At 43.6% G+C, this 25333-nt stretch carries 18 protein-coding genes; 7 read left to right on the top strand and 11 right to left on the bottom strand.

Annotated features, from left to right (window positions below; translation table 11 throughout):
- Positions 1-287 precede the first annotated feature (287 nt).
- Complete coding sequence (locus FKN88_RS07925; RefSeq protein ID WP_154170808.1) at positions 288-2174, top strand: methyl-accepting chemotaxis protein; 1887 nt, start codon at positions 288-290, stop codon at positions 2172-2174.
- A 108-nt stretch (positions 2175-2282) separates the two neighbouring features.
- On the opposite strand, the gene FKN88_RS07920 is transcribed toward FKN88_RS07925, so the two are convergent.
- Positions 2283-3647, bottom strand: coding sequence for a Na+/H+ antiporter NhaC family protein (locus tag FKN88_RS07920; RefSeq protein ID WP_154170807.1), 1365 nt, complete (start codon positions 3645-3647; stop codon positions 2283-2285).
- A 252-nt stretch (positions 3648-3899) separates the two neighbouring features.
- On the opposite strand from FKN88_RS07920, the gene FKN88_RS07915 reads away from it, so the two are divergent.
- The 3 genes from FKN88_RS07915 to FKN88_RS07905 all read left to right on the top strand — a co-directional run bounded on the left by FKN88_RS07915 (position 3900) and on the right by FKN88_RS07905 (position 6396).
- Positions 3900-4634: an IclR family transcriptional regulator gene (locus FKN88_RS07915; protein ID WP_004396815.1), complete on the top strand. Its 735-nt coding sequence runs from the start codon at positions 3900-3902 to the stop codon at positions 4632-4634.
- 6 nt (positions 4635-4640) lie between these two features.
- On the top strand, positions 4641-5471 hold the full coding sequence (locus tag FKN88_RS07910; RefSeq protein WP_154170806.1) for an arginase family protein: 831 nt from the start codon (positions 4641-4643) through the stop codon (positions 5469-5471).
- Between the two features lie 172 nt (positions 5472-5643).
- Positions 5644-6396 (top strand): phosphatase PAP2 family protein, encoded by a 753-nt coding sequence (locus tag FKN88_RS07905; protein WP_004396813.1) that lies wholly within the window; start codon positions 5644-5646, stop codon positions 6394-6396.
- A 40-nt stretch (positions 6397-6436) separates the two neighbouring features.
- On the opposite strand, the gene FKN88_RS07900 is transcribed toward FKN88_RS07905, so the two are convergent.
- The 3 genes from FKN88_RS07900 to glgX all read right to left on the bottom strand — a co-directional run bounded on the left by FKN88_RS07900 (position 6437) and on the right by glgX (position 11285).
- On the bottom strand, positions 6437-7141 hold the full coding sequence (locus FKN88_RS07900) for a DUF445 domain-containing protein (RefSeq protein WP_154170805.1): 705 nt from the start codon (positions 7139-7141) through the stop codon (positions 6437-6439).
- Between the two features lie 158 nt (positions 7142-7299).
- Positions 7300-9144, bottom strand: a complete 1845-nt coding sequence (locus FKN88_RS07895) for an ABC transporter ATP-binding protein (protein WP_154170804.1) — start codon at positions 9142-9144, stop codon at positions 7300-7302.
- A gap of 167 nt (positions 9145-9311) precedes the next feature.
- Entirely contained in the window at positions 9312-11285 is a 1974-nt protein-coding gene (glgX, locus tag FKN88_RS07890) for a glycogen debranching protein GlgX (RefSeq protein ID WP_187984885.1), read from the bottom strand.
- Positions 11286-11731: 446 nt separating this feature from the next.
- On the opposite strand from glgX, the gene FKN88_RS07885 reads away from it, so the two are divergent.
- The 3 genes from FKN88_RS07885 (at position 11732) to FKN88_RS07875 (ending at position 15367) form a co-directional block, all read left to right on the top strand.
- Positions 11732-13018 (top strand): maltoporin, encoded by a 1287-nt coding sequence (locus tag FKN88_RS07885; RefSeq protein ID WP_154170803.1) that lies wholly within the window; start codon positions 11732-11734, stop codon positions 13016-13018.
- A 104-nt stretch (positions 13019-13122) separates the two neighbouring features.
- Entirely contained in the window at positions 13123-13941 is an 819-nt protein-coding gene (locus FKN88_RS07880) for a MalM family protein (RefSeq protein ID WP_154171220.1), read from the top strand.
- A gap of 271 nt (positions 13942-14212) precedes the next feature.
- Positions 14213-15367, top strand: coding sequence for a tetratricopeptide repeat protein (locus tag FKN88_RS07875; protein ID WP_306687453.1), 1155 nt, complete (start codon positions 14213-14215; stop codon positions 15365-15367).
- Between the two features lie 132 nt (positions 15368-15499).
- On the opposite strand, the gene sstT is transcribed toward FKN88_RS07875, so the two are convergent.
- The 7 genes from sstT to deoD all read right to left on the bottom strand — a co-directional run bounded on the left by sstT (position 15500) and on the right by deoD (position 24938).
- Positions 15500-16714 (bottom strand): serine/threonine transporter SstT, encoded by a 1215-nt coding sequence (gene sstT / locus FKN88_RS07870; protein ID WP_115152763.1) that lies wholly within the window; start codon positions 16712-16714, stop codon positions 15500-15502.
- Positions 16715-17086: 372 nt separating this feature from the next.
- Entirely contained in the window at positions 17087-18010 is a 924-nt protein-coding gene (locus tag FKN88_RS07865; protein ID WP_040905172.1) for a DUF368 domain-containing protein, read from the bottom strand.
- A gap of 390 nt (positions 18011-18400) precedes the next feature.
- Positions 18401-19054, bottom strand: coding sequence for a flagellar brake protein (locus FKN88_RS07860; protein WP_233268140.1), 654 nt, complete (start codon positions 19052-19054; stop codon positions 18401-18403).
- 283 nt (positions 19055-19337) lie between these two features.
- Entirely contained in the window at positions 19338-20918 is a 1581-nt protein-coding gene (locus FKN88_RS07855) for a diguanylate cyclase (protein ID WP_004396804.1), read from the bottom strand.
- A complete protein-coding gene (locus FKN88_RS07850) occupies positions 20899-22386 on the bottom strand; it encodes a hypothetical protein (protein ID WP_306687454.1) in 1488 nt (495 codons plus the stop codon). The genes FKN88_RS07855 and FKN88_RS07850 overlap by 20 nt, the downstream gene beginning before the upstream one ends.
- A 348-nt stretch (positions 22387-22734) precedes the next feature.
- Complete coding sequence (locus FKN88_RS07845) at positions 22735-24204, bottom strand: lactate dehydrogenase (protein WP_306687455.1); 1470 nt, start codon at positions 24202-24204, stop codon at positions 22735-22737.
- Between the two features lie 23 nt (positions 24205-24227).
- Entirely contained in the window at positions 24228-24938 is a 711-nt protein-coding gene (gene deoD / locus FKN88_RS07840) for a purine-nucleoside phosphorylase (protein WP_004396801.1), read from the bottom strand.
- Positions 24939-25333: the final 395 nt, after the last annotated feature.

The raw sequence follows: 25333 nt of genomic DNA, 5'->3' as shown, positions 1-25333 counted from the left end.
AGTGACATTGATCGGTAGATTGACAGGCTTTGCCTTAGGGTAGGGCCTGTTTCTTTTTTTGCGTTATCTCTTGACAGATGATGCTCAGTTTCTTTACCTCACTCACACAATCGACCCAAATCGCTAACCTTTCTCAATCATGAACTATAATTTTTTGATGCGAATAAACCATTTCGTAGAGAGTCTCTCATTTATTTCTAGCCTAAAAATTATAATGCAGGATGCCGAAAACAAATAAATAAGTGCTTCTCACACGAAGCACGACAAGGTCATAACGGGGATAGCGTATGTTTAAAAACCTTTCACTAAAGAATAAGTTGGCTATCTCAGCCAGTATTGCCATCATCGTCGGTGGCGTATTGGTTGAAGCCGTATCGTTTAATGCCGCACTCGGGCGATTGGATATCGAAATCGAGCAACGTTTGCAAAGTGCGACCTCTTCTTATAATCAATACGTTTCTGATTGGCTGGTCTCGAAAGAGCGAGCGCTGACCTCTCTATCGCAAGAGGTGAAACCAGAGGCGATTGTTACCCACCTTAAACAGGTTAAGCACTCTGCCGATTTTGATAATGTATTTTTGGCTTATCCTGATGGCTCACAACAGAATGCCAATGGTGTGGTATTACCACAAGGCAATAACGATCCTCGCCAATGGGGATGGTACATTAACGCCAAAGCTAACCCCAATGCCGTGTTCATGGATAATCCTACCGTCGCTGCGGCGACGGGAGCCAATGTGGTTTCTCTTGGTAAAGCGATCAATTTACATGGTCAAACATTAGTGCTTGGCGCCGATGTGGAGATCACCGATATTCTCAATAGCATGAAGCAAACCATTTTGCCCGGCTCTGGTTATATGTTTATTGCTAATCAACAAGGTAATATTTTTACTCATGCGAATACTCAGTTATTAAATAAGAATGTCAGTGAGTTGGGACTGAATTTTCGCGATATTCAAACGGCACAGCGGTCTGGTCAATACAGTAAAGTGATGATCAATGGTCAAGAGAATGTGCTATTTGCACGTGCGATTGAAGGCACAGCGTTAAGTACGGTGATTGTTATCAATTATTCATCGTTGATTGCTCCTCTCTTTGATGCGCTCTGGGGACAGTTGTTGGTTACCTTTTTAGTCGTTGTGGTCTGTACGGTCTTATTCAATGTGCTGTGTAATATTTTATTCCGTCCTTTAAATAACGTTTCTCATGCCTTAGAGCAAATCGCCAATGGGAGCGGTGATTTAACCCAACGTATTCAGGTTGAAAACAATGATGAAGTGGGAAAATTAGCAGAGAGCTTCAATACTTTTGTGGCAAGCTTACAACAACTGATTGGTCATATTCGTCAGCAATCTGAGCAATTAACCGCGCAGTCTGAGCATGGTGCGCAGCGAGCCAATCAATCGGCTTCTGAATTAAGCCTTCAGCAGCAAGAAGTCACCATGGTCGCAACAGCGGTGACCGAAATGGCATCGGCGACACAAGAAATTGCCTCTCACGCTGAGCAAACCGCTCAAGCGGCACAGAATTCAGCCACCAGCACCAATAATGGCCGTACTTTAGTGCTTAATACCAAGTCGTCGATTCATCATCTTGCTAAAGAGGTGACGCAAGCCAGCTCGGTTATTTCAGCCCTTAATCAACACGCACAAGAAATCTCCACCGTGTTAGCGACCATTCAAGGCATTGCTGAACAAACGAACCTATTGGCGTTAAATGCCGCGATTGAAGCGGCGCGAGCAGGCGATCAAGGGCGAGGTTTTGCGGTGGTTGCTGATGAAGTTCGAGTATTATCACAGCGCACTCATACCTCAACCGAAGAGATAAAATCGACCATTGATACGCTCCAAGAAACGACTAAACGAGCCGTTGCATTGATGGAAAGTAGCTCAAGTTTGGCGAATAACTCTGTTGATGATGCCGATAAAGCGACACATGCATTAGAAGAAATCAATGCTGCGGTTGCTTTGATCAGTGACATGGCGACTCAGATTGCGACAGCGGCGGAGGAGCAAACGCACGTTACGGGTGAAATTACCCAAAATGTGACGGCGATTAAAGACGTGACTGAGCAGTTAGTGGAAGGGGCTGAAGATAGTTTGAGTCAATCGAATCAATTGAAGCAGCAAGCCGCCGAGCTGAGCGCGAAAGTGGCGACGTTTAAAGTGAGTTAGTTGACGCTTACCGCCTTCGCTTTGCAAGGCATACATTGACCTAATCGGTTATTAAAACGGCCCCTCAGTGTAGACTCAGGGGCCGTTTTATCGTTCGTGTGCTTTTATTTATTGATGAGTTACCGTTTGTGAGTAACGACGGGATGGACGGGTAAAGAAAATCGCCACAATCGCCGCAAAAGCTAATGAAAAGCAGTAATAAGAGTGAGCTACAATCTCCAAGGGAGAGAGTTGGAAAATCGATCCAAGTAAGAGTACTTGTGCCCCATATGGCAGGATACCTTGCATCACACAAGAAAAAATATCCAACAAACTTGCCGAACGACGTGGTGTCACCGTATGCTCTTCGGCTAGCTGACGAGCAATACCACCAGAGACGATGATAGCAACCGTATTGTTAGCCGTACAGGTATTGACCATTGCGACTAAACCAGCAATACCTAACTCACTAGCGCGACTTTGCGCTGCTGGGGTTTGTTTTTTGGCTAAGCGCTGGATCCAACGGCTCACCAGTTGAGTTAAAAAAGCGAGTCCTCCTTGGCGACGCATCAGTTCACTTAAGCCACCAATCAACATCGACAATAAGAAAATCTCCTGCATATTGCCAAAGCCACGGTAAATATCTTGTCCAAAATTGGCTAAGCTATAGTGATCACTGTGCCAAAGCCCGACACTACCAGCCAATACAATGCCTACGGTTAAGACAACAAAGACATTGATCCCCGAGATAGCCAGCACCAAAATCGTCATATAAGGCAATACTTTCAACCACTCAATAGCAGAAGTACCAGGGGTTTGTGTTGCGGTACTGCTAAACGCGAATAAGATTAATGAGAAAAAAGCGGCAGGGAGAGCAATGCGAATATTTTCACGAAATTTATCGCGCATTTCACAGCCTTGTGAACGCGTGGCTGCGATGGTGGTATCTGAGATGATGGATAAGTTGTCGCCAAACATCGCACCGCTCAATACGACTCCAGCGGTTAATGGGAGGCTCATACCGGATGACTGAGCAATGCCTAATGCCACTGGCGCAACGGCGGCAATGGTACCCATTGATGTGCCCATCGCCGTGGCGATAAAGGCCGAAATAAGAAAAATCCCCGGTAAAATCATTTCACTTGGGATGGCTGACAGCCCCAAATTTACCGTTGCATCAACCCCACCAGACGCTTTTGCTACCGCGGCAAAGGCCCCTGCCAATAAGTAAATCATACACATCGCAATAATATCTTGGTGCCCAACGCCACGCAAAAACTGCTCGATAGCGCGATTCAGAGATTCTTTACTCAGCAATAGCGCGATGATCACCGCAGGTAAAATCGCGATAGGGGCGGGGAGTTGATAAAACGCAAACTCAACCCCTTGAAACGTGAGATAAGCGCCGACACCAATAAAGAGTGCAAGAAACACGAGTAGAGGGAGTAAGGCGATCGCCGATGGTGTAATGGGAGTAGATGAGTTTGAAGACATGGAACAACAACTTTAATGATCAACAACAAGGAGACGCAGCCTAATCTTTCCAGTAGGGTTTGTCAAATTTAGCCATCTAAACATCTAGATTCTTATATGTCTTTCATTGCACTATTGAATGGATAAGATAATGCGATTTTTTCATCTAATTTTCCCATGTTTTGAGAAAGCAATGCTTTCAATCGTTTAGAATTCTCGATATATAAGAATGTAAGTTTGAGCGATAAAGCAATAAAGGCTAAAAAGAACAACATGAATGAAGCAAAAACAACAACCAGTCAGGTTAATGAGAAATCGCTGCAGTTATTGATGCAAGTTGCCGTTAATCATGAACCGGTTTCGGCTAAAACGTTAAGTGATCAACTGCAAGTGCCATTGAGTAGCTTATATCGGCATCTGAAACTGCTTAAAGAGTGGAACTTAATAGAAGAAAGCCCACACGATAAAACGTTAATTATTGGCCCTGCTGCCCTGCTACTTATGCACAGTTATGAGACCAGCCAACATAATTTAGATGCAGTGGAAGCGGTGCTAAGTCGTTTACAGAAACAGACTGGTGAAATGGCGGCCTACATGGTTCCGGTGGGATATCGAGCTTTGTGTGTCAGCCAAAAAGAGAGCATGCAGGCACTTCGATGCAGCTTCGTCCAGGGTCAAAGTCAACCCCTGCTTCGAGGTGCCTCATCTAAAGTGATGTTGGCGTTTATGCCTTCTCAGCGCTGTGAAAAAATACTGCGCTATTTTGGTGAAGATCATCAAATGGAAAAATGGCAAATCGAATTAGAGAAAATTCGTCGCCATGGTTATGCCGTGAGCACCTCTGAAATTGATCCTGGGGTTTCTGGGATCAGCGCTCCGGTAATGAAAGGGAGTAAATTGATCGGGGCGATTTCTGTTATGGCACCGGCTCATCGTGTCGAGACCCATCGGCAACGGATCATTTTACATGTATTACAGGCCGCGCGAGCGTTGCCACCAGAGAGGTAATTCATCATGCTCAGTCTATTCAAACGCTACCGTCTCAGTCGTCCTGAGCCTCAGTCGATGTCTGCTTTTACGTTTTGTACTGTGTGCGAACAGATAAAGCCAATGTCTCAAGTAGAATTTGAATTGGCTCAGCAAAGTTTAGAATTTGCCGCCGATTGGCTTTACCAACAAGGTATCCATGCCCACTACGCTGATGCTGGTCATTTAGTCTTACATGATCCTGCCGATACTCGTTTTCGTGACTTGCTCAGTCATCATTTTACCTTGCATTCTATTCCGATGATATTGGGCAATTGCCATGAATTGTTGCTCAATGCCTTACCGCTGTTAGCGCTCGATAATGACGAACTCGGGATTATTCATATTGGCCATGAATTTGAATTAAAACAGACTTTAGATCGTCAAGTTGGGTCTGCTTATCATTTTGCATTATCTCGTTATGCTCAGACGCGGTTACTCTATTTAGGGATTGATGCCCAGCGAGTAAATAGCCAAACTTTAGATTATGCAGAAGATTTAGGTTGCGATTGGTTAACCGATCAAGAATGTCATTTTCGGCAACGAAACCAAGTCAAAAGCCAATTGAATCATTATATTGAGCACTGTGACCAATTGGTGATTTCTATTGATCTTGCTTCATTGATCCCATTGAATCGATTAGATGAGCATCATGTTATTGATTGCCAAATGGTGCTGCGTATGCTTCGTCAGCTTGTTCTCTCTGGTAAAGTAAAAATGATTCAGTTAATCGGAGCCAAAGATAAGTTGATCTACTCTAAGGAGACGAAAGCGATTATTGATGAGTTGAATCGTTTGTCTGTTGATATGGCTGGTTGAGCGTTTAAAGTGATGACGGTTTGTCTAAGAACAAGTACCGTGATTAGGCGTTGAGTATTGTGTAACCGTCGAAGATCGCGTTTTTAAAAAATTGACAAAGAAATGAATAGAGTTTGATAGAAGTGGATAAAAACTCGTTTACACTCCTTAGCCTCAAAGTGGAGGTGTAAACGTGTTGAAGCAACCAATTACTCAATCTAAATTTGGATTGATGCTATTTATAGCGCTCATGCTGCTATTAATCCCCATCAGTCTTGTCGGGACACAAGTCAACTTATTCGCTTTAGACGATGATCGTCTGACCCAATGGCTGGTCTTACTCACTCACTCTGCTGGTAAAGAAGGGTTTTTGCTGACTTTAGTGGTACTGATGGGTTGGACTTGGTATCGCGTGCCTGAGTGTCGACGCCAATGGCTAGATAAAGCGATGCAACTCGGGGTACTGTTAGTTCTGGCGATGATCCTAAAAACAGGCATCAAACACGTGACTCAAAGCCCTCGTCCTTACACTGAAGTGATGACTCAATCACTCACTCTGCCTTCTCCGCAACACTTTTATCGCTTAGATGCCCAGCAACAAGCGTTAGCCATGGAGCAAATGAACGGTAAAGTCTCTTCGGCACGTTTAGCAGTGTGGGAACAAGAGCGAGATTACTCTTTCCCTTCAGGTCATACCGTGTTTGCTGCACTCTGTTTGCTGTTTTTTGGTGGTATTTGGTTAGAGCAAAAACATCGATTAAGCGCTTTGCTATTATTAGCTTGGAGTGGCTCTATCGCTTTTTCTCGCTTATGGGTTGGTATGCATCGGCCGGAAGATTTATTTGCAGCGGTTTTGTTAATCGGTGCCTTGTATCTCTTCGTTCCGAAACGGTATCCTTGGGCTTGGCGCTATTTACCGTCTTTTTTACGTTATCAAAAACAATAAAAAATGGGCATTACGCCCATTTTTTTCGAGTATTAATGGCCTATAGTGCACTGGCCACGACACCAATTAAACCGCCAAATACTCCGCCCCATACAACGAGCCAGCCTAAATGTTGTTTAATCATTTTCTGGACGATTTCTTTAACCATTTGTGGTGTTAACTCGTGCAAACGTTGATTGATGATCTGCTCAATATTGGTTTTGATTTCATCCAGCATCGCCGGAGACTCAAGCTGGGTTTTTAAGGCGTTTTTCACGGAATCGCTCTGACTGATGTCGATCATGGACGCTTGCATCTTTTCAACAAAAGGAGCTCTAAGCGGTTGCAGTGCGTCTGCACCGCCAAACATAGCCAGCATTCCACCAAAGGAAGATTGCTGAATCACCTCAACCAAGGAATCAAACGCTGGATTAAAGTCAACCTGAGCAATTACCGGTTCAAGATTGATGGATTGCGAACTGCTCATTTCTTGATTGAGAAAACGCTCAATATTCGCATCAGTAAAAAACTGCTCCATCATCAGGGTCTTAATCGCGTGTTTAAAATCATCGAATCGCGCAGGGATAACCCCTGAACCATAAAGAAAAGGCACTTTTTCAAATAACATATGAATGGCTAGCCAGTTGGTCACCGCACCAGAAAAAGCGAATAATCCTGCACTAAACATCATAGGATAAGAGAAGTAATAACCACCGATTAATACCAGTAAGGCAATGAGGTTGGTCATAATGCTTTTGTTGTTCATGATAAAGTTACACCAAAATGAAATGTCCCAAAGGGACGAAAGAGATAGAAAAAATTAGCTAATATTGTTGAGTCGACGTCGTAGGAACGTTGGTTGCATGGGAGGCAGCCAACATTCATCACTATGATGATAGGAAGTACTCACTTTATACCTATCGATTACGCCAAATCGTCTTCTTCACCACCAATAAAACCGCCAGTCTGATGTGCCCAGAGTTGTGCATAGATGCCATTTTGTTGAATCAACGCTTGATGAGTGCCCTGTTCAACAATGTGTCCTTTATCGAGTACAATCAAGCGATCCATAGCGGCAATAGTCGATAGCCGATGGGCAATCGCAATCACGGTTTTATTTTGCATCAGCTCATTGAGGCTTTCTTGAATGGCGGCTTCGACTTCTGAATCGAGCGCTGAGGTGGCCTCATCCAACACCAGCAGTGGCGCATCTTTAAGTAGCACTCGCGATATGGCAATCCGCTGACGCTGTCCACCTGAGAGCTTAACGCCACGTTCGCCAACCTGTGCATCATAACCGACGTTACCAAATGGGTCGGTTAAAGTTTCAATAAACTCATGAGAATGCGCCTGACGTGTGGCTCTTAACATCGCTTCTTCCGAAGCATTGGGGTTGCTGTATAAGATATTTTCACGAATCGAACGATGGAGCAAAGAAGTATCTTGCGTCACCATACCAATGGCTGCGCGCAATGAGTCTTGAGTCACTTCTGCAATATTTTGACCGTCGATTTTGATAGCGCCACCTTCTACGTCGTGAAAGCGTAGCAGGAGATTAACCAACGTTGATTTCCCAGCTCCGGAGCGACCGACGAGGCCAACTTTTTCTCCAGGTTTGATAGTCAGGTTGAGGTGATTGATCACCCCTTTATTTTCACCATAATGAAAACTGACGTTTTCGAACTCGATTTTCCCTTCACGTACTTGCAAGGTTTGGGCATTAGGGCTGTCTTCAATCGCAATCGGTTTAGAAAGCATTTTCATGCCATCGACCACCGTGCCCATGTTTTCAAATAGAGCGCCAACTTCCCACATGATCCATTTTGACATGCCGTTGATACGCAGCGCTAAACTGATGGCAATCGCAATTGCTCCAACAGTGATCGCACTGCCCATCCATAAATAGATCGACATAGCAGCAATCGTAAATACCAAGACATAATTGGCGATTTCGACGCAAATATTAAAACCGGTCACTAAGCGCATTTGGCGGTGTACCGTATCGAGAAACCCTTCCATACCTTGCTCGGCATAATCGGTTTCACGTCGGCTATGAGAAAACAGTTTGACGGTCATGATATTGGTATAACTGTCAACAATTCGCCCGGTCATTAGCGACCGAGCATCGGCTTGCTCGGTAGAGATTTTTTTTAATTTCGGCACGTAGTGCACTTGAATCGCGATATAAGCGGTAAGCCAGAGCAACATCGGCAGCATGAGTCGCCAATCGGCTTGAGCTAAAATAAACAGCATGGCTGAGAAATAAACAATCACGTAGACAAAGACATCCAATGTCTTCATGACCGTTTCACGTACCGCTAAAGCGCTTTGCATCACTTTCGTGGCAATGCGACCGGAAAATTCATCTTGATAGAAAGAGAGGCTTTGTTTGAGTAAGTAACGATGTGCGAGCCAGCGTATCGACATCGGATAATTACCCAGCATGGTCTGATGAATTAATAATGAATAGACTGAAACAAGGATTGGCATTCCCACTAAAAGGAGCAGCCCTAGACCTATCAGTGTATTGCGATTCTCACTGAGAAATGTCTCTGGTTGGCTGGTGGATAGCCAGTCGACCAAGTGTCCCATAAAACCAAATAAAGATACTTCAATGACGGCGATTAGAGTACTTAATAGCGCCATAGTGATTAACGGTTTTTCAAAACCTTTGGTGTAGTGTAAGCAAAAAGCCCACAAGGTATTGGGTGGGCGCTGTGGCTCTTGTTTGGGGAAAGCATCGGTCAAACTTTCAAATCGTTTATACATGCAAAAACCTTAATCTACGCTCTATAGTTTGGGAGAAATAGCGTTTCTAATAAATAGGGGACATCAATGAGGAAGCGCTGTTATAACAGAAGTGGTGTGGGAGATCAAAATCGCTATTATCGACAGCAAGTAGGTGGTCGAGCCGATGAACACCTACTTGCTAGAGGCTATTTGTGCGATTTTTTCCGCGGATGACTGTGCAAAATCGCCATCGACATGGGAAGGAGGACAACCTCATCTTTTACCGAGTCTTGATGTACGGTGCGCATATTCGTATCACAGATCACACACCATTCTTGATCCGTTTCTCCTGGCAGTGTGAAGCGTGTATTAGCGTTGGTTTGATTAATCAAATAAGCGAGCTCTTGGCCATGATCACCAATGCCAATATGCAGTATTACCGAGTTACGTTGATTCCAGTCATCTTGCTCCATTAATGTACCGTCATTACGTCGCCAAAAAACGCGGTTTGAATTGCGAGTTTCACCACTGAAGGCGCGAATAAACGGCACCATATAACGCTGACGAGCAGCAACCATTTCACCGAGCCATTGTCTGAAATATTCTTTACGTTCCGTCAATTGCCAGTTTAACCAACTGATGTCGTTATCTTGGCAATAAGCATTGTTATTACCTTGCTGAGTATGTGAGACGACATCCGCAGTAAGAATATGGGGGATCCCAAACGCAAACAATAAACTGGCCATAAAATTACGTTTTTGTCGCTCACGAATGGTACGAATAACCATATTGTCGGTATCACCTTCGAAACCATAGTTATCCGAGCGATTATCACCATGACCATCACGATTTTGTTCGCCATTGGCTTCATTGTGTTTATGTTTGTAAGAAACCAAATCTTGCAAAGTAAAGCCGTCATGATAGGTGATGTAGTTGACGGTTAATTTATAGGGCCACTGTGATGCGCTGTATAAATCGCGTGAACCCATGATTCGTGTGGCAAACTCTTTTAAAAAGCCTTGATCGCCACGCCAAAAACTTCGCGCAATATCTCGTAATTTATCGTTAGTTTCATTCCAGCCAAAAGGAAAATTACCGACTTGATAACCATTTGGACCAATATCCCATGGCTCGGCAATCAACTTCACTTGTTGTAATACAGGGTCTTGAGCTACGGCTTTAAAGAACGCGGCTTCACGACTAAAATTATCGCCATCACGCCCCAACGTGGCGGCTAAATCGAAACGAAAACCATCAATCTGATACTCATTGACCCAATAGCGCAAAGTATCCATGACGAGATTTAAGGTGGGCTGATAAGTGAGGTTAAGTGTATTGCCGCATCCGGTAAAATTAGCGTACATTGAGCCGTGCTTGAGGTAGTAATTAGGATCTAGCCCTTTCAGATTAAAAACGGCACCCCCTTCACCGCCCTCAGCCGTATGGTTATAAACGACATCCAAAATCACTTCGATGCCTTGTTTATGCAGTTCGCGGATCACGGTTTTCAATTCCTGTACCGCATCACTTTTGGCGTAACGTGGGTCCGGCACCATAAATAAATATGGGTTATAGCCCCAGTAATTGACTTTACCCATTTCGAGTAGGTGAGGCTCATGCATACAGGCGGCGATGGGTAGCAGTTGCAAGGTATTGATATTTTGTTGCTGATAAAAGGTCAGCATTGGTTCACTAATTAACCCTAAATAAGTACCGCGTTGTGATTTAGGGACATTAGGATTGAGTTTAGTCAGCCCCTTGACATGGGTTTCAAAAATAACCATCTCATCACGTGGCCGTTTAGGGCGTTGCACGCCTTGCCAGTCAAATTGATCATCGACTACGACACATTTGGGCAAATCAAAACTACCATTTGGTGTTAACGGCGGCTGATAGGTCAGTGGGCCATCTAAGGCCTGAGCGTAAGGGTCAGACAGATAAAATAGTTCGCCTTCGACTTGAGTAATAAAACCGTAACGTTGTCCCGCCTTAACGCCTTCCACGTAGGTGTGCTGGATACCAGCATATTCGTGATCCAAAGGATGGGTATGGTAGCTGCCATCGACATGAAAAAGCGCTAACACAATATCTTTGTTAGCGGGGGCGAAGACAGCAAAATTGCATCCATCGTTATCGAGTGTCGCACCGAGTGGGTACGGCTGAGAGAGCATGGCTTTCATGGTAAGTTACCGTTGTTATTCTATTTTCAGTCACTGACTTATTAAGTAAAAGGCTTTGTCAGCATAAGGTCAAGCGCCTAGTCACAAATATTATTATGTAATTTTATTTCACTCTTGCGGTTAACTTATTGTGAAATAGTGATCGCTCATACATTTTGTATGAATTAATGGTGTTGGTTGGTACCTATCTCCCCCCTAATTCCGTGATCAACCTATTAAAAACACCATTCGGTAAAATCTCTCCTCCTTTCTCATCCCCCCTAAATATAGTTAGGGTGGAGGACGTCACCCTTGTGTACTTTTAGTAACCTGCTCAGCAGCTGAAACAACGGGGGATTCATCCCGTCTCACCTCTACTTTTCGTTATTCATTTCTGCCTTTATGAGTCGCGTCATGGTTGAGGATAAAAATAGAGTGATAAAAGAAAACCCTAAATGGAGTTAACAATGAAAAAAGTAAGTGTAATTGCTGCCGCAGTGGCTGCTTCTTTAGCAGCAGGTTCTGCTTTTGCTGTCGATTTTAATGGTTACATGCGTGCTGGTGTTGGCGTTAGTGCTGATGGCGGTCAACAGGTTACGTTTGAAAAAAATAAAATCGGTCGTCTTGGTAATGAAGGTGATATTTACGGCGAGGTTCAATTAGGCAAAGAAGTTTATAACAACAATGGTAAGACGTTCTACGTTGATTCTATGTTTGCGATGACTTCTAACGGTTCAAATGATTGGGAAGGAACGGGCACTAACTGTGGGTTAAACCAAGCTGGAACGGAAGTTAAATGTGCGGATGATGCACAATTTGCACTACGTCAATTCAATGTGCGTGCTCAAGGCGTATTAGATTTTGCTCCTGAAGCGACATTATGGGCGGGTAAACGTTATTACCAACGCCACGACATTCATATCTCAGATTTTTATTACTGGAACATTTCTGGTGCAGGTGCTGGTATTGAGGGGATTGAAGCTGGCCCTGGTAAACTTTCATTAGCTTGGGTTCGTAATGACCGAAATGATGACGGTGCCACTCCTGACGTTGGTAATACTGGCGGCGCGGTAAATGTTAATACATTAGATGCTCGTTATGCAGGAATTCCTGTTTGGGAAAATGGCTCTTTAGAGGTAGGTGTTAACTACGCTATCGTTCACGATACTGATGCTGCATCACAAGCGGCTAAAGATGCTAAAAACGGCGTAATGTTAACGGCTGAGTTAACCCAAGGCCTTGCGAATGGTTTTAATAAAACAGTATTGCAATACGGTACGGAAGGTTATTCAAAAGCCTTTGCCTTCTACGGTGATGGTAGCTGGTATGGTGCTGAAGCGAAAAGTGGTGCTAGCGGTTATCGTTTAATCAACTGGGGTGTAGTTGGTCTCGGAGATAGCTGGGAATTAGGTCATCAACTAGTGTATGGAGTTGGTGAGGAAATGTGGGACGGTCAAGATAAATGGAAAGCGATGTCTGCGGTTATTCGTCCAGTTTATAAGTGGGATGAAAATCACAAGACTATTTTTGAAGCTGGTTATGCTGTAGATGATAATGATGGCAATAAAGATAAATATGGTAAGCTGACGGTTGCTCAAGCATGGTCTGCTGGTTCAAGTTTCTGGGCTCGTCCTGAAATTCGTCTTTATGCTTCATATTTAAACAGTGATAAAGCTGATAACAGCAACACCTTTGATAATGGTAAGTCAGATGATTCATTCCAATTTGGTGTTCAGGTCGAAGCTTGGTGGTAATGAGAAATAAAAACTAGGTTACTGTTACTGTCCTAATAAACACAGCCAGAGCTTCTCTGGCTGTGTTCTTTTCCTTCTAAATAGACAGATAGAGGTTACAAATGATAAGGAATTGGTTAACGCCATTATTGCTTGGAGTATTAGTAACAGGTTGTTCTTCTGTTCCAATGTTAGATTTACAGCAGCATCAAGGTGCTGATAGTTTTATCACTCATCGCGATAGTTTATTTTGGAATCCACTCGAAATTCCGACTCAGGTTGAATTTTTATTCGATAATACTAGTCAAATATTATTAGACGGTACCAGTGTTGGCCCTGTTGCGGGTTTTGTTGTTCCAGGGAATCGAGGTAGTTTGGATATTTCACTATCGAGTTTTGTATCTAATGACTTGCAAGTATATGCACCCACGATAGTTGTATTTGATAGTCAAGATAATGAGCTTTATAAGAAAAGCTTCCATGATTTTAAATATTATCCAGCTAAATTACTCGACAACGATAAATTTGTCACAACATTCAACATCATTCCTGAGACAACAGGAAAAGAACTAAAAATCCTTATTTATACAACGGCTATCGATTTAGCAGGTAAAACACAAGTTCTTCACCCAGCAAAAGCTCATGCTTTGGCTAGACACACTCAACCACCAGATATTGCAGATCCTTATGCTAAACATTCATTATTTGGTCACTTACGTCTGAATATTACTGCAAATGATCTCGTTTCGAAGCACCTTGTAAAGCAATCGGACAATCGTCCTCAAGGTCAGGATCTTGCAACGTATTATCACACCGCTATCCAACAAGCGGTTGCTGCAAATGATATTCCTAAAGCACTTGGTCTGCTGGATGAAGCTAAAGCTTTAGGGATTGAGAGTGCACAAGCGGTATTTGTGAAAGCCGTTAATAGCAGAACTCACTAATGAGCGCTTTAGAACATTTGGGGTAGCGCTAGGGTTGATTTTTAAGCCATGAACATGCCGCATTTTCTAATGCGGCATGTTCTTATTTAATCATCGAATGTGTTACTCTGCCTTGACTTAATGGTTAAAACCAACGCATAGCTTTCTTCGTTTACTGAACGTTGTCGTCAGGAAGAATCATCAGTTTGATGATCATTAAGGTACTTTTATACACCAGCATCACTATTTTTCACGCTATGATTAGTCACAAACGGATTAAGAACTTTATTACATGAACACCATTGGAATTGCTATTGGCGCTACCGGTCTCTCACTCATCCTGATTTTTATCTGGATGATTTCGTTATCGATTCGTAAAAAACGCCTAGAAGCAGAGAAGAAAGCGCGTGAAGAAGCGTATCGTAAAACGTTAGAGCGAATGCGTGAGCAGGAGAAAAAGGATCGGCTTTTTAAAGCAGAGTCTGGTCATGTACCGACGATGCTGTTCCTTGCTAAAGAAGCGGAACGAAATAACCTTAAAGAAGCGTTATTTTGGTATGAACGTGCAGCGAATTTCGACAATATTAACGGTATGTACGGCGTAGTACGTGTCTGTGGGAAAATGCGTGAAGATGTTCTGATTAAAGAGAAAACTAAGTTTTGGCAGCAATTTATTCGAGTGGTTGAAGGTGATTTGGCAGCAAAACTCGCCACTGGAGAGGCGTTGATTTATGGCCGAGGGACGGAAATTAACGTCGTTAAAGGCGTTGAGCTCATTCAAGAAGCGGCAGAAAGCCAACACATTGACGCCATGCTGTTTATGGGAGAATGGTGTGTTTCAAAAGACAATCTATCACCATCACCACAAGATTCGTTTTATTGGTATTCAAGAGCGGCAGAGCTCAATAGCTTAGAAGCAATGATCAAGCTGGGTCTCAATTATCTTGAAGGTATTGGTGTGGTGCGTGATCATGCTAAAGGTTGTTATTGGTTAGAGCGGGCGGCAGAGAAAGGTCATCCAGAAGCGATGTATCTCGCGGGTAAGGCGTGGATAGAGCACGGAGAGAATGGTAATGAAGTCGCTTATATATGGCTATTTTTGTCGGCGGCTTTCGGTCATAAGCCAGCGATTTCTTTGCGGGATCAGGTGGGTACTAAGATTGGTGTCGACTCGGTTGTTGAGTTGCAATTTCTGGCGAAGCCACTACAAAGAAAAATAGCCACTTATACCGTCAACAATCATGGCATTATTCGTGCACTCAATAAGTTTTATAAGCGTTCGGTTCCCATTCCGAAGAAAGGGGAAGACGTTGGCCCAGAGGAGCGAGTGGAAGTTCCTCAAGATGAGGATAGCCCTCAAGTGAATGAGCTAACCGCCGATGTTGAAACCGATCCAGCACGATTGGACTTCTCACACAGTCCGATTGATAAACCTAAAACTCCTTAATCTTATCAAGCAATACAAAGTGGTCGTTGGCTGACTGAGCCATGCTATTGATTACCTCAGTTGAATAACTTGCCAACAAAAACGCCCCTTAATAAAGGGGCGTTTTGTATTGTGCACAGACGCTTTATCAGATTAAGCTTGGTTCTGTTTCGCCTGACAAACGGCAGCAGTAAACACCACATCGGTTGAGCTGTTGAGTGCTGTTTCAGCAGAATCTTGAATCACTCCGATAATAAAGCCAACCGCGACGACTTGCATTGCCACATCATTCGAAATACCAAATAAACTACATGCAAGTGGTATCAAAAGTAGCGAACCGCCCGCCACTCCAGAAGCACCACAGGCTGAAATTGCCGCGACAACACTCAATAATAATGCGGTGAAAATATCTATTTCAATGCCCATGGTATGAACGGCTGCTAGCGTTAATACGGTAATTGTAATCGCTGCACCGCCCATATTAATCGTCGCGCCAAGGGGAATAGAGACGGAATAAGTATCTTCATCAAGCTTTAATTTCTCACACAGTGCCATATTCACAGGAATATTTGCTGCGCTTGAACGGGTGAAAAAGGCAGTCACTCCACTTTCACGTAAACACTGGAAGACTAATGGGTAAGGGTTGCTTTTGGTTTTTGCATAAACGATAGCTGGGTTGACAATTAACGCAATAAAGAGCATCGCGCCTAGCAAGACAGCCAGCAGTTGAGCATAGCCGATTAGTGCATCAAATCCGGTTGAGGCAAAGGTGGATGCAACAAGGCCAAAAATACCAAATGGAGCTAAGCGGATAATAAAGCGAACAATTTGTGATACTCCGTGGCTAAGATCTTCAAATACGGATTTAGTGGTCGCAGAAGCATGATGCAGTGCTAAGCCAAGGCCAACCGCCCACGCAAGAATACCAATGTAGTTGGCGGACATCAGCGCGTTGACTGGGTTATCGACTAACTTGTATAAAAGTGTTTGGATGACTTCGCTAATACCCTGAGGTGGTGTCGCTCCTTCTGCTCCGGCAACCAGTGTCAATGTGGTTGGGAACATAAAGCTTAACAAAACCGCCGTTAATGCGGCCGCAAAAGTACCGAAAAGGTAAAGCACCACGATAGGGCGCATATAAGTGTGTTTGTTTTTCTTTTGGTTAGCGATTGAAGCGGCGACCAAGATAAACACTAAAATCGGTGCAACGGCTTTGAGTGCACCGACAAATAGATTACCAATCAGGCTCGCACTTTCTGCCCTTTCTGGTGAAATAATAGCCAGTGCGATGCCTAGCACGATCCCAGCTAAAATTTGTAATACCAGATTTCCACGAGCAAAACGGGCAAGGAGAGAGTTGCTTTGCATAATTATCCCTGTGTTCAAATGTAATTATTAGAGTGTTGAGCCTTGAAATCGAACCAATGGGCAGATCTGATCAGTGTTCAACGACCGATTCGATGCGTTGAGCAGCCAATGTGGTTGGTCATCATCCGTTTCAAGGCATTGTTAGCTTCAGCGATCTTGTTTAGTCAAGATCCATCCGTGCTATTTACTTCAGTGATGATTGACTGAAGGTAGCCAATAATAATCACCCGATATCTGGTGTCTAGGTTTAATTACTCACAATCATGAAAAATATCGATGTAAAATGAAAGTAATTGCATTGCCTTTATGTTGTTAGATTATCTCGGTTCTGTTGTTGAAGTGTGAATTCAATGGTGAGCACATGAACTCGCTTTAATGGCTCTGTTCACGCTGAGCAATTTTTTCTAGTCCAAGGACGATGATCACCGCACTTAGCATGCATAGTATGGCAATGCCTAATTGTGCTGGTTGAGTGGTGAGTTGCTCGTAATCCCAAGGCAATAGGTTGTGCTGTAATACCGGAACTTCTTGGCCACTGGAGTTGGTTCGCCACGTTAACGTTTCTTTCCACGGCCAAATTTTAGGTAGTGTTCCCATCATCAGACCCGTTAAAAAAGTCAGAGTGACATCTCGATAACGTTTGAGTAGCCATGATAAAAGATGGGAAAAGCTGGTAATGCCTAGGATACAGCCAAACATAAATAAGCTCAGCATATCAATTTGTAACGTCTTGACAGCATTGAGGATCGGAGTATACATGCCGAGTAATAGAAGAATAAAGCTGCCTGAAATGCCAGGTAAAATCATTGCACAAATCGCAATGCTGCCTGCTAGCACGATATTGAATGTTGTCACATCGAGTTGAATAGGATTAATCATGGTGATGGTATAAGCGAAGACACCACCGACGATAAAAGCGAGAAAACGTGAAGCCTGCCGTTTTTCTACTTGCTGCAGCATATGCCACACCGAGACCATGATTAATCCGAAGAAAAATGACCACGTGGGAATAGGTTGGTTAACTAATAGCCAAGAGATGAATTTCGCTAAGGTGAGTATGCTGGTAAAAATGCCACTGAATAAAACCAATAAAAATCCGCCATTGATATGGCGAAAAGTGGAGAGCAACCCATGTTGCCGCCAATGTTGGATTAGGTGTGGGTTAATGCGCCGAATACTTTCTAATAAAGTATCATAGATTCCGGTAATAAAAGCGATAGTGCCGCCAGAGACACCTGGAACAACATCTGCTGCTCCCATAGCGATCCCTTTTAAAAATGTGCTGAGATAATTCATTATACTGACCTAAAGGTGGCTATTAAGCGATGGAGAAGTATAGCGAAGTCCACTTCCCCCTCCTACCGTTGTTATTGCTAACCGCGATTCATCACTGAGCTTGAAGGCTTTAATCGCTGCCGTGTTTGAGTGTGATCTAAACCTTGTTTTTCTGAGTTTAATGATGTTTTTTTGCAATTAACCGAATGAAAATATTAGTAAATATAACGCCAGTCACTGATTGCAACTTTAAATATAATTAAACCTAGTGCATAATTTGTTGCGGCCCTTCTTAAGCCGAGGGCCGTTTTAATCAACTGACGTTGTTAGTGAACGACAATTTGTTCACCCAATACAAGCCAGTCGCCGTGTTGCGACTGGCTATTTTTTTGTTGTTAAGAAAATGATGTTTTATTGAGATGATTTCGTCAGCATCAGTTTAGTACCATTGAATTTCAACTGTCCGAGCAGTGTTTTCGCACTTTCTCTTCCTGACTCGTCAAATTTCAAGCCATACCGAACGTGATGAATCGAGCGCTGTAGATTGCAAATTCGTCCAGTTAGAGGCGAAAAAACTTGGCTATGCTGTCGCTCAGTCGAGATATCAATACTGACATGATCGCCAACTTGCCAATGGCGGCTTAATGGTGGTGTGATAAAACGGCAACCATTTTTCGATAGATCTCTCACCTCACATTCAGAACGTTGGTTTTCACAAATCACACGAGCCGCCAAATTAACCTCATAACGGGGTTCTTGACGCAATTGCGTCACCTGCATGGTATTGGGGATAGAAAGTACCAAAAGAGCCAAAGGATCTTGAATGGTATGCAGCAGTTGGCTACGGAAATGAATTTTTGCCCCTTCACCGCGCGATGAAATAGCGCGAATATGGATCCAAAAACCTTGCTGGAAGTAATAATTCAAGTCATCGGCTGAAATTTTAGGCGTTTCAATCAGTAAATAAGTGTCTGAATGAGTACCAATAAACGCGGTTTTGCAAAGAAATTTTGTTCCTACCGGTGTGGTAATACTTAAGGTTAACTCACTGCCATGCTCTACCATCGCTAAAGCATCAATACTGTTGACCGTGGTGACGGTATCGGCTGTTGATTGTGGTTTAGGGTGAGCCAGTTTTTCATGATTGATTAATGACGTTGTATGCATAAATGCTCCGCGTTCAGACTCTTGGGTGTAATCGTTGCTTTGTCGATTTTTTATGGGGTCTGAATTCGCTTTTTGTTAAATTTATAAAAATAATCAATGGCCGATCTTAGGTGGATTCGAGGCCTTTTCCAAGCAATTTAAGCAAAAATTAAGCGTTTTAGATCAAGTTTGTAGTTGATGACTATTCACTACAAACTTGATTGCGGCCATTGGCTTTCGCTCTGTAAAGCGCTTTATCAGCACGATAGAAGGTTCGCTGAGTATTTTCACCATCACGATGGAGGGTGATACCAATACTGACGGTGAGACCTCGTTCGCCTAATATGGTTTGCCAATCGTAATTGACGATGCGTTCTCGGAAGGTATCGGCATGCATGATGGCTTGATCTAATGAACAGCCTTCAAGAATGACTAAAAATTCTTCTCCACCAAAGCGCACACAGGAGGCGCCACGAAACTTAAAATAATCGGCAAGCGTTTCAGAAACATGAGTAATCGCTTTATCACCGACTAAATGGCTTAATTCATCATTAATCGATTTAAAGTGATCAATATCCACCACTAAAAAAGCAAAGGACGTCTCGTGGAGCAGTAAATCTTTCAGCTTTATTTCTAACCAACGGCGGTTATGTAATTGAGTCAATGGATCGGTGAACACGTCTTGTTGTAATTGAGCAACGGTGTTTTTTTGATGCTCAGTCGTTTCTTTTAGCTCACGATTTTCTTGTTCAGAGAGAATCAGTTTTAATTGTGGCTCAAAACGAGCCAAGCGGCGCAGTTGAGCCGCACCCAGTTCACCAATCGGAATACGTTTTACTAAGTCAGACTCTAAGCGAAAGCCTTTTTTCTCATAATATAAAGCGCGTTGATAGTCGCCTTGGCGTTCACACACTTCACTGAATGCCGCATACAGACTCTGCTCTAAAATCGGTACGTTAAGTTTCTTAAGACGTTTTTCCGTGGTAGTGAGTAGCAACGCGGCCATGTGTGCTTTATCTAACTCTAATAAGCAATAAGCTTGTTCAATGCGTATCATGTTAGATAGCCACATCGAATGGACGTTACCACTGACGTATTGGACATGGGATAGTCGAGTGACTGCTTGATCCAGTTGACCGTGTTGACGACATAACTTCGCTTGATACAGCGCAATTTGCCCCATCAAGGTTTTATCACTGACCAAGATACTGAGCTCTTCGCACTCCTTGAGTAAATCATAAGCCGCCGAAAAACGTTGAAGATGCAGATAGCAGGCCAGCATATGTAATTTATAACGTAAGCGTAACGATCGGCTACTGAGAGCGTGGTCAAGCGCATCGATTTTTTGGTAATAACGCAGCGCACGGTTATGATCGCCGTAGGCATCACATAAGTTTCCCATCCCAAGTACTGATTGTGCAAAGTCATCAATATAGCCATGGGTGACGGCAAGGTGGGAGATAGTCACGTATTCGTTGAGTGCCGCATGGTAGTGGCTAAGCTCAATTAAGCGTTCGCTGAGACTCTGTTTAATACTTAAAATTAGCTCAATGTTTTTGCTGGCACTGAGCAGTTCCAGTGCGGCATTTAACTCCTCAGAGCTGGCTGCTAATTGGTTTAGTTCCGCGCGATATTCGGCACTTAACGTAAGACACAAGGCTTTTTCTTCAGGAGAATTGGCGATATGTTGATAAACATGATGCCAAAAGATGATCGCTTCTTCCCCATTCACGGCGGTGACGTCTAACCCTGCATCCTGAATTTTATTGAGCAGTGTTTCCATTGGCCTCTTCCTGTGCTTGAAGTTGTTCTAATTGTTCCAAAGTAAACGGAAAACTCAAGATATCATGCCAAGTTAATCGTGGTTTTGGTCCGGTTAAGCCTTTGCGTTGCCATGGATAAACATCCAATATTTGCTCAAGAGTATGATAAAACTGCTGGGCTTGAGGGCCGGTTTCCGCCAACAATAACGCTAATCGTGTTGGGCTTAAACGGGATAATAAATCCGGCGCGACACATAAGGAATGGATGATTTCCGTGCAGGTATCTAAATAGGAGGGATCGTCATGACGAATGATCAACACGCAATGTTTACTTTGCTTTAACTCCGCTTTGTAAAGCATTAGCTGCTCCCACCAGTAGTTTTCGGACACCACATTAGATAAATGTTTTTGTGGATCATATTCATACTGGGAGCGAATACGGTGAGTGAGTTTTCGAGCCCGCTGTTCTAATTGCCGTTTTGAGAGGCGCGCCTTATCTAACCCTAAGTGCGCGGTATGTTCACGTTGCATGCTAAGAGAAAGCTGTCGATATTTTTGAAAGGCGGCCAATGCTTGCGGGTAATTGCCACTCTCTTCCGCGACTAACGATTGTTGATAGCAAATTTGCGAGAGCAGCTCTCGATCATCGAATTTCTCTGCAGATTGTTCGGCCAAAGCGAGTAACTGACCGGCTTTATCGATGTCTTTACGCAATAATTCTAATCGTGCGCGGCTAATATAAGCGTGAGCTTTCATCCATGGCAGGTTATGCCGCTCAGCTAAATCATGCGCGCGTTGTGTGGCTTGTTCGGCATCCGCTAAACGTTCTAAACCCAATAATGCGAGGCTACGAAAGTCCCATATTTCTGCTTGCCAAGTTTGATCGGCATGAGTGTGCAAGGCTTCTTCTGCGCCATCGAGCACAGAAAGCATATCTAAGTAGTGATTGAGCAGATAAAGGTCCCAAGCCCATAAAATCCGAGCTTTGCCTTCTAACCAAGCGATTCGACAATTATTGGCGACTTTGACGGCTAATTCATGGGTAGAACAAGCCAGTTGATAGTTATGAGTCATGCGCCAAATATTACCCAGTCCGATAAGGCTTTCGATTAGGATTTCGGTATCATCGACAAGGGAAGCTTGCTCAAGCGCATTAATCCAATACTGTTGTGCGGTGTAATATTTTGCTTGTCCCCAGAAGTGCAGAGCATGAACATGAAAAATTTCGGCGAGATAATCATCATTATCTTGGCTGTGTTGGTGGAGATAAGCTTGCTTAATGGTTTTCAAACCAAGGCGATAGTCGCCATTGACCCAAGCGCAACGTGAGAGAATGATCAGTGATTGCAAGATACCCTGAGAATAATCCAACTGCTCGGCTCGAGATAAACACTGCTGAGCGATAGCGATGACCTGTTGAGGTTCAGAATCAATTCTCGATTTTAGTGGTTTAATTTCCTGTTCGAGGAGGCGCTGATGCTTATCCAAATGATCATCCTTATCAGTACCATGCTGATTGATTAACCTTAGGCCATCTTTCCTAATCAAGGATGATTGAACCTTTTTGTGCATGGTCTTTAGGCTTAAGCTTATCTCTATCGACAAGTAATGTACTGTGAATTACTCGATGACACCGTATTTATTGATCTTAGTTCACATTTCTTGATTCACCCCAAGGTGCGGTAAGAAAGTCACTTCCCTCTTAGTTTAGTGTAGATACGTGATGGGGTCGATAGACCTTGTGTTCAGGCCTATGACCTTGATTGAGTACTGAATGCCGCCCGCAGGGGTGAAGCATGTTTTTGCGGACGGTTTTTAATGCTGGCGGAGGCTGCGTTATGATAAAAGCTCTTTCAATGTTAAAGGGTGTTGAGTTACGCCTAAATTTTGTGCTGCGGTAAAACCATATTTATCTTGATAACAGAGGTTATGCCAAGCGCGGAAAATATCCAATAACGGCAAGATGCCACCGGGACGTAATTTACGACGCGGTTCATTGATCAACGATTCAAACAGTAATTGGAAGCGCTGTTGGTAGAAAGCTATTTGACGGGTGGAAGCGATCGATAACCAATGCTCAGGATCGGGATGATTACCGGCTAAATAACAGATCCCTTTTGCGCTATTCTGATGATTAATAATCGCCCATCGATCTCGCCACCAGCCCATGAGGACGATATCGATTTTGTTGAATGCATGATGGTTTGACCAGGTTTCATCCTCTTCAACGTACATCAGATGTACGGTGTTATTTTGGATACGAGGTAAGCAAACACTCATTGAGGCAGAGCGTAGTAAAGGATCTTGGGGCATAAAAATTGTCACAGGTTTATCGCTGTGACACAGATCGAGCACATGCAGATAATGAGCATACGCAGTATAGGGCGGACGAATTAATGCTCCTTTTGAAGGATAATCAAAACGCGTTAAATTCCCCATTGGGTCTTCAACATTGCCTCGCGCTAAAATCGTTTGATATTTTTGATCAATCCGTTCCCGTAAAATAGATGAAGAAACTGACAGCGGGAGGTTGGATTCTGAAGAGTAATCTTTACTGACAAAACGGGCAGGTAGATGATAAGGATCGTGATCGTTCGTTCCTTGCGCCTGTTCATGGATTGAATAGTTGACATGCTGACACAAAATATAACCGGTTTTGGCATCACCCGTTGCCATCCACAGCGCGCCATTATTGCTGCGAGGTTGTAGCGGCAAATAATAAGAGGCTAACTGATACGTCTTGGCGTGATTGACCCATCGCGCGTCAATCATGGCTAATTTACGTCGGCATCGGCTGGCAATGTGTTCGACGTGATCATAAAAAGTTTTAGGATTGATGTGTAACTTGCGGCAAATCTCGCGCACAGAATATCCGGTAAACAGCAAGCCGAGTAAGCTCTCTTGTAATAAAAGTTTATTATTCGAACCTGACCATTTATCGACAAAAGTCGAGTGGCACTGTTTACAGCGATAACGCTGTCTGTCGCCACTGTAACCAAAAGCGTGATAAAGGTGTTTGTGAGTGTGCACCGATAAGCCAAAATTTTGACAATTATCGCGCCGACACGCGGGCAAGCCATCGCTGTGTTGCTGACGTAAGCGATGCAGCTCATTAAGCACATCGCGATTATTAAGTAAGGGGGGGAAAGCTCCACACTCACGACAAACCATCGTTGGCCGCTTTGGGTTCGCATGTTGCAGAACATAATGTTTTGCGTCGCTCAAGCCAAAGTTATCACACGCCAATGTTTTACAAAAGTTGAGTTGCAAACCTTCAGCGGCCGCTGGTAATTGGTCGTTAGACACGATCTCCCCCTCGGGGTAAAAAATTAAAGGTTGATTGCCGTATCGAGCGCAATAGTCATCATCTCATGGAACGATTTTTGACGTTCTTCAGAGCTGAGTTTTTCACCACGCAAAATATGATCAGAGACGGTGAGAATAGCGAGTGCGCGAGCGCCGTGCTCAGCCGCAACACCATAAATACCAGCGACTTCCATATCGACACCTAAGATGCCTAGCTTTTTCATCTTTTCAAAAATTTCTGGCTCTGGAGTATAGAAGAGGTCGGCAGAGAAAATATTACCGACTTTAACTGGAATTTGATGAGCGCGCGCTTGGTTAACTGCGGTTTCTAGCAAGTCATAATCGGCCACTGCAGCAAAATCATGCCCGCCGAAACGGATGCGGTTTACTTTAGAATCGGTTGATGCACCCATCGCGATCACCACATCCATTAAGTTAACATCATCACGAACAGCGCCACAGCTACCGATACGAATAATATTTTTTACGCCGTATTCAGCCAGCAGTTCGTGTACATAAATGCTCGCGGATGGAATTCCCATGCCGTGACCCATGACGGACAGTTTGACACCTTTGTAAAAACCGGTGTAACCGAACATGTTACGGACATCACAAACTTGGGTCACATCGTCTAAATAGGTTTCGGCGATGAACTTTGCGCGAAGCGGATCGCCAGGCATCAAAATGGTTTCTGCAAATGCGCCTGCTTGTGCGTTGATATGTGGGGTCGCCATCATTTTTCTCCAAGAGTTAATCAGTCACAATAGTTAATTACGATTATTGTTGACTGATGAATGTTCAGTTGCAGCAATACTATCTTGTCGTACCAGTACTCCGTGAGAACTAAGTCACAAAAACACCTTGATAATCTTTTGAATCCCTTATTGATAACTAAATCTGTTTAATTTGATGGCGCAATCGATTTGTTAATCGTTTGAATCACAAAACACTGGTTTTCTCGCTGTAATTTTAGGCTTTTTAGCTGCTTGATCGAATAGGGAGACAAAAGATGCTCAGTTTCATGTACAAAAAAATAATTTGTATAACTTTGCGGAGCTGTGCTATACCTTATACAAATAAAATAATTGTACAACCGTGAGTGATGTTACCCAACATTATCGTCATTAGG

This window comes from Vibrio sp. 2017_1457_13 (assembly GCF_030851525.1).
Classification (GTDB): Bacteria; Pseudomonadota; Gammaproteobacteria; order Enterobacterales; family Vibrionaceae; genus Vibrio; species Vibrio metschnikovii.
Note: the sequence above shows the minus strand (reverse complement) of the source record. Positions and strands in the feature narration are given on the sequence as shown.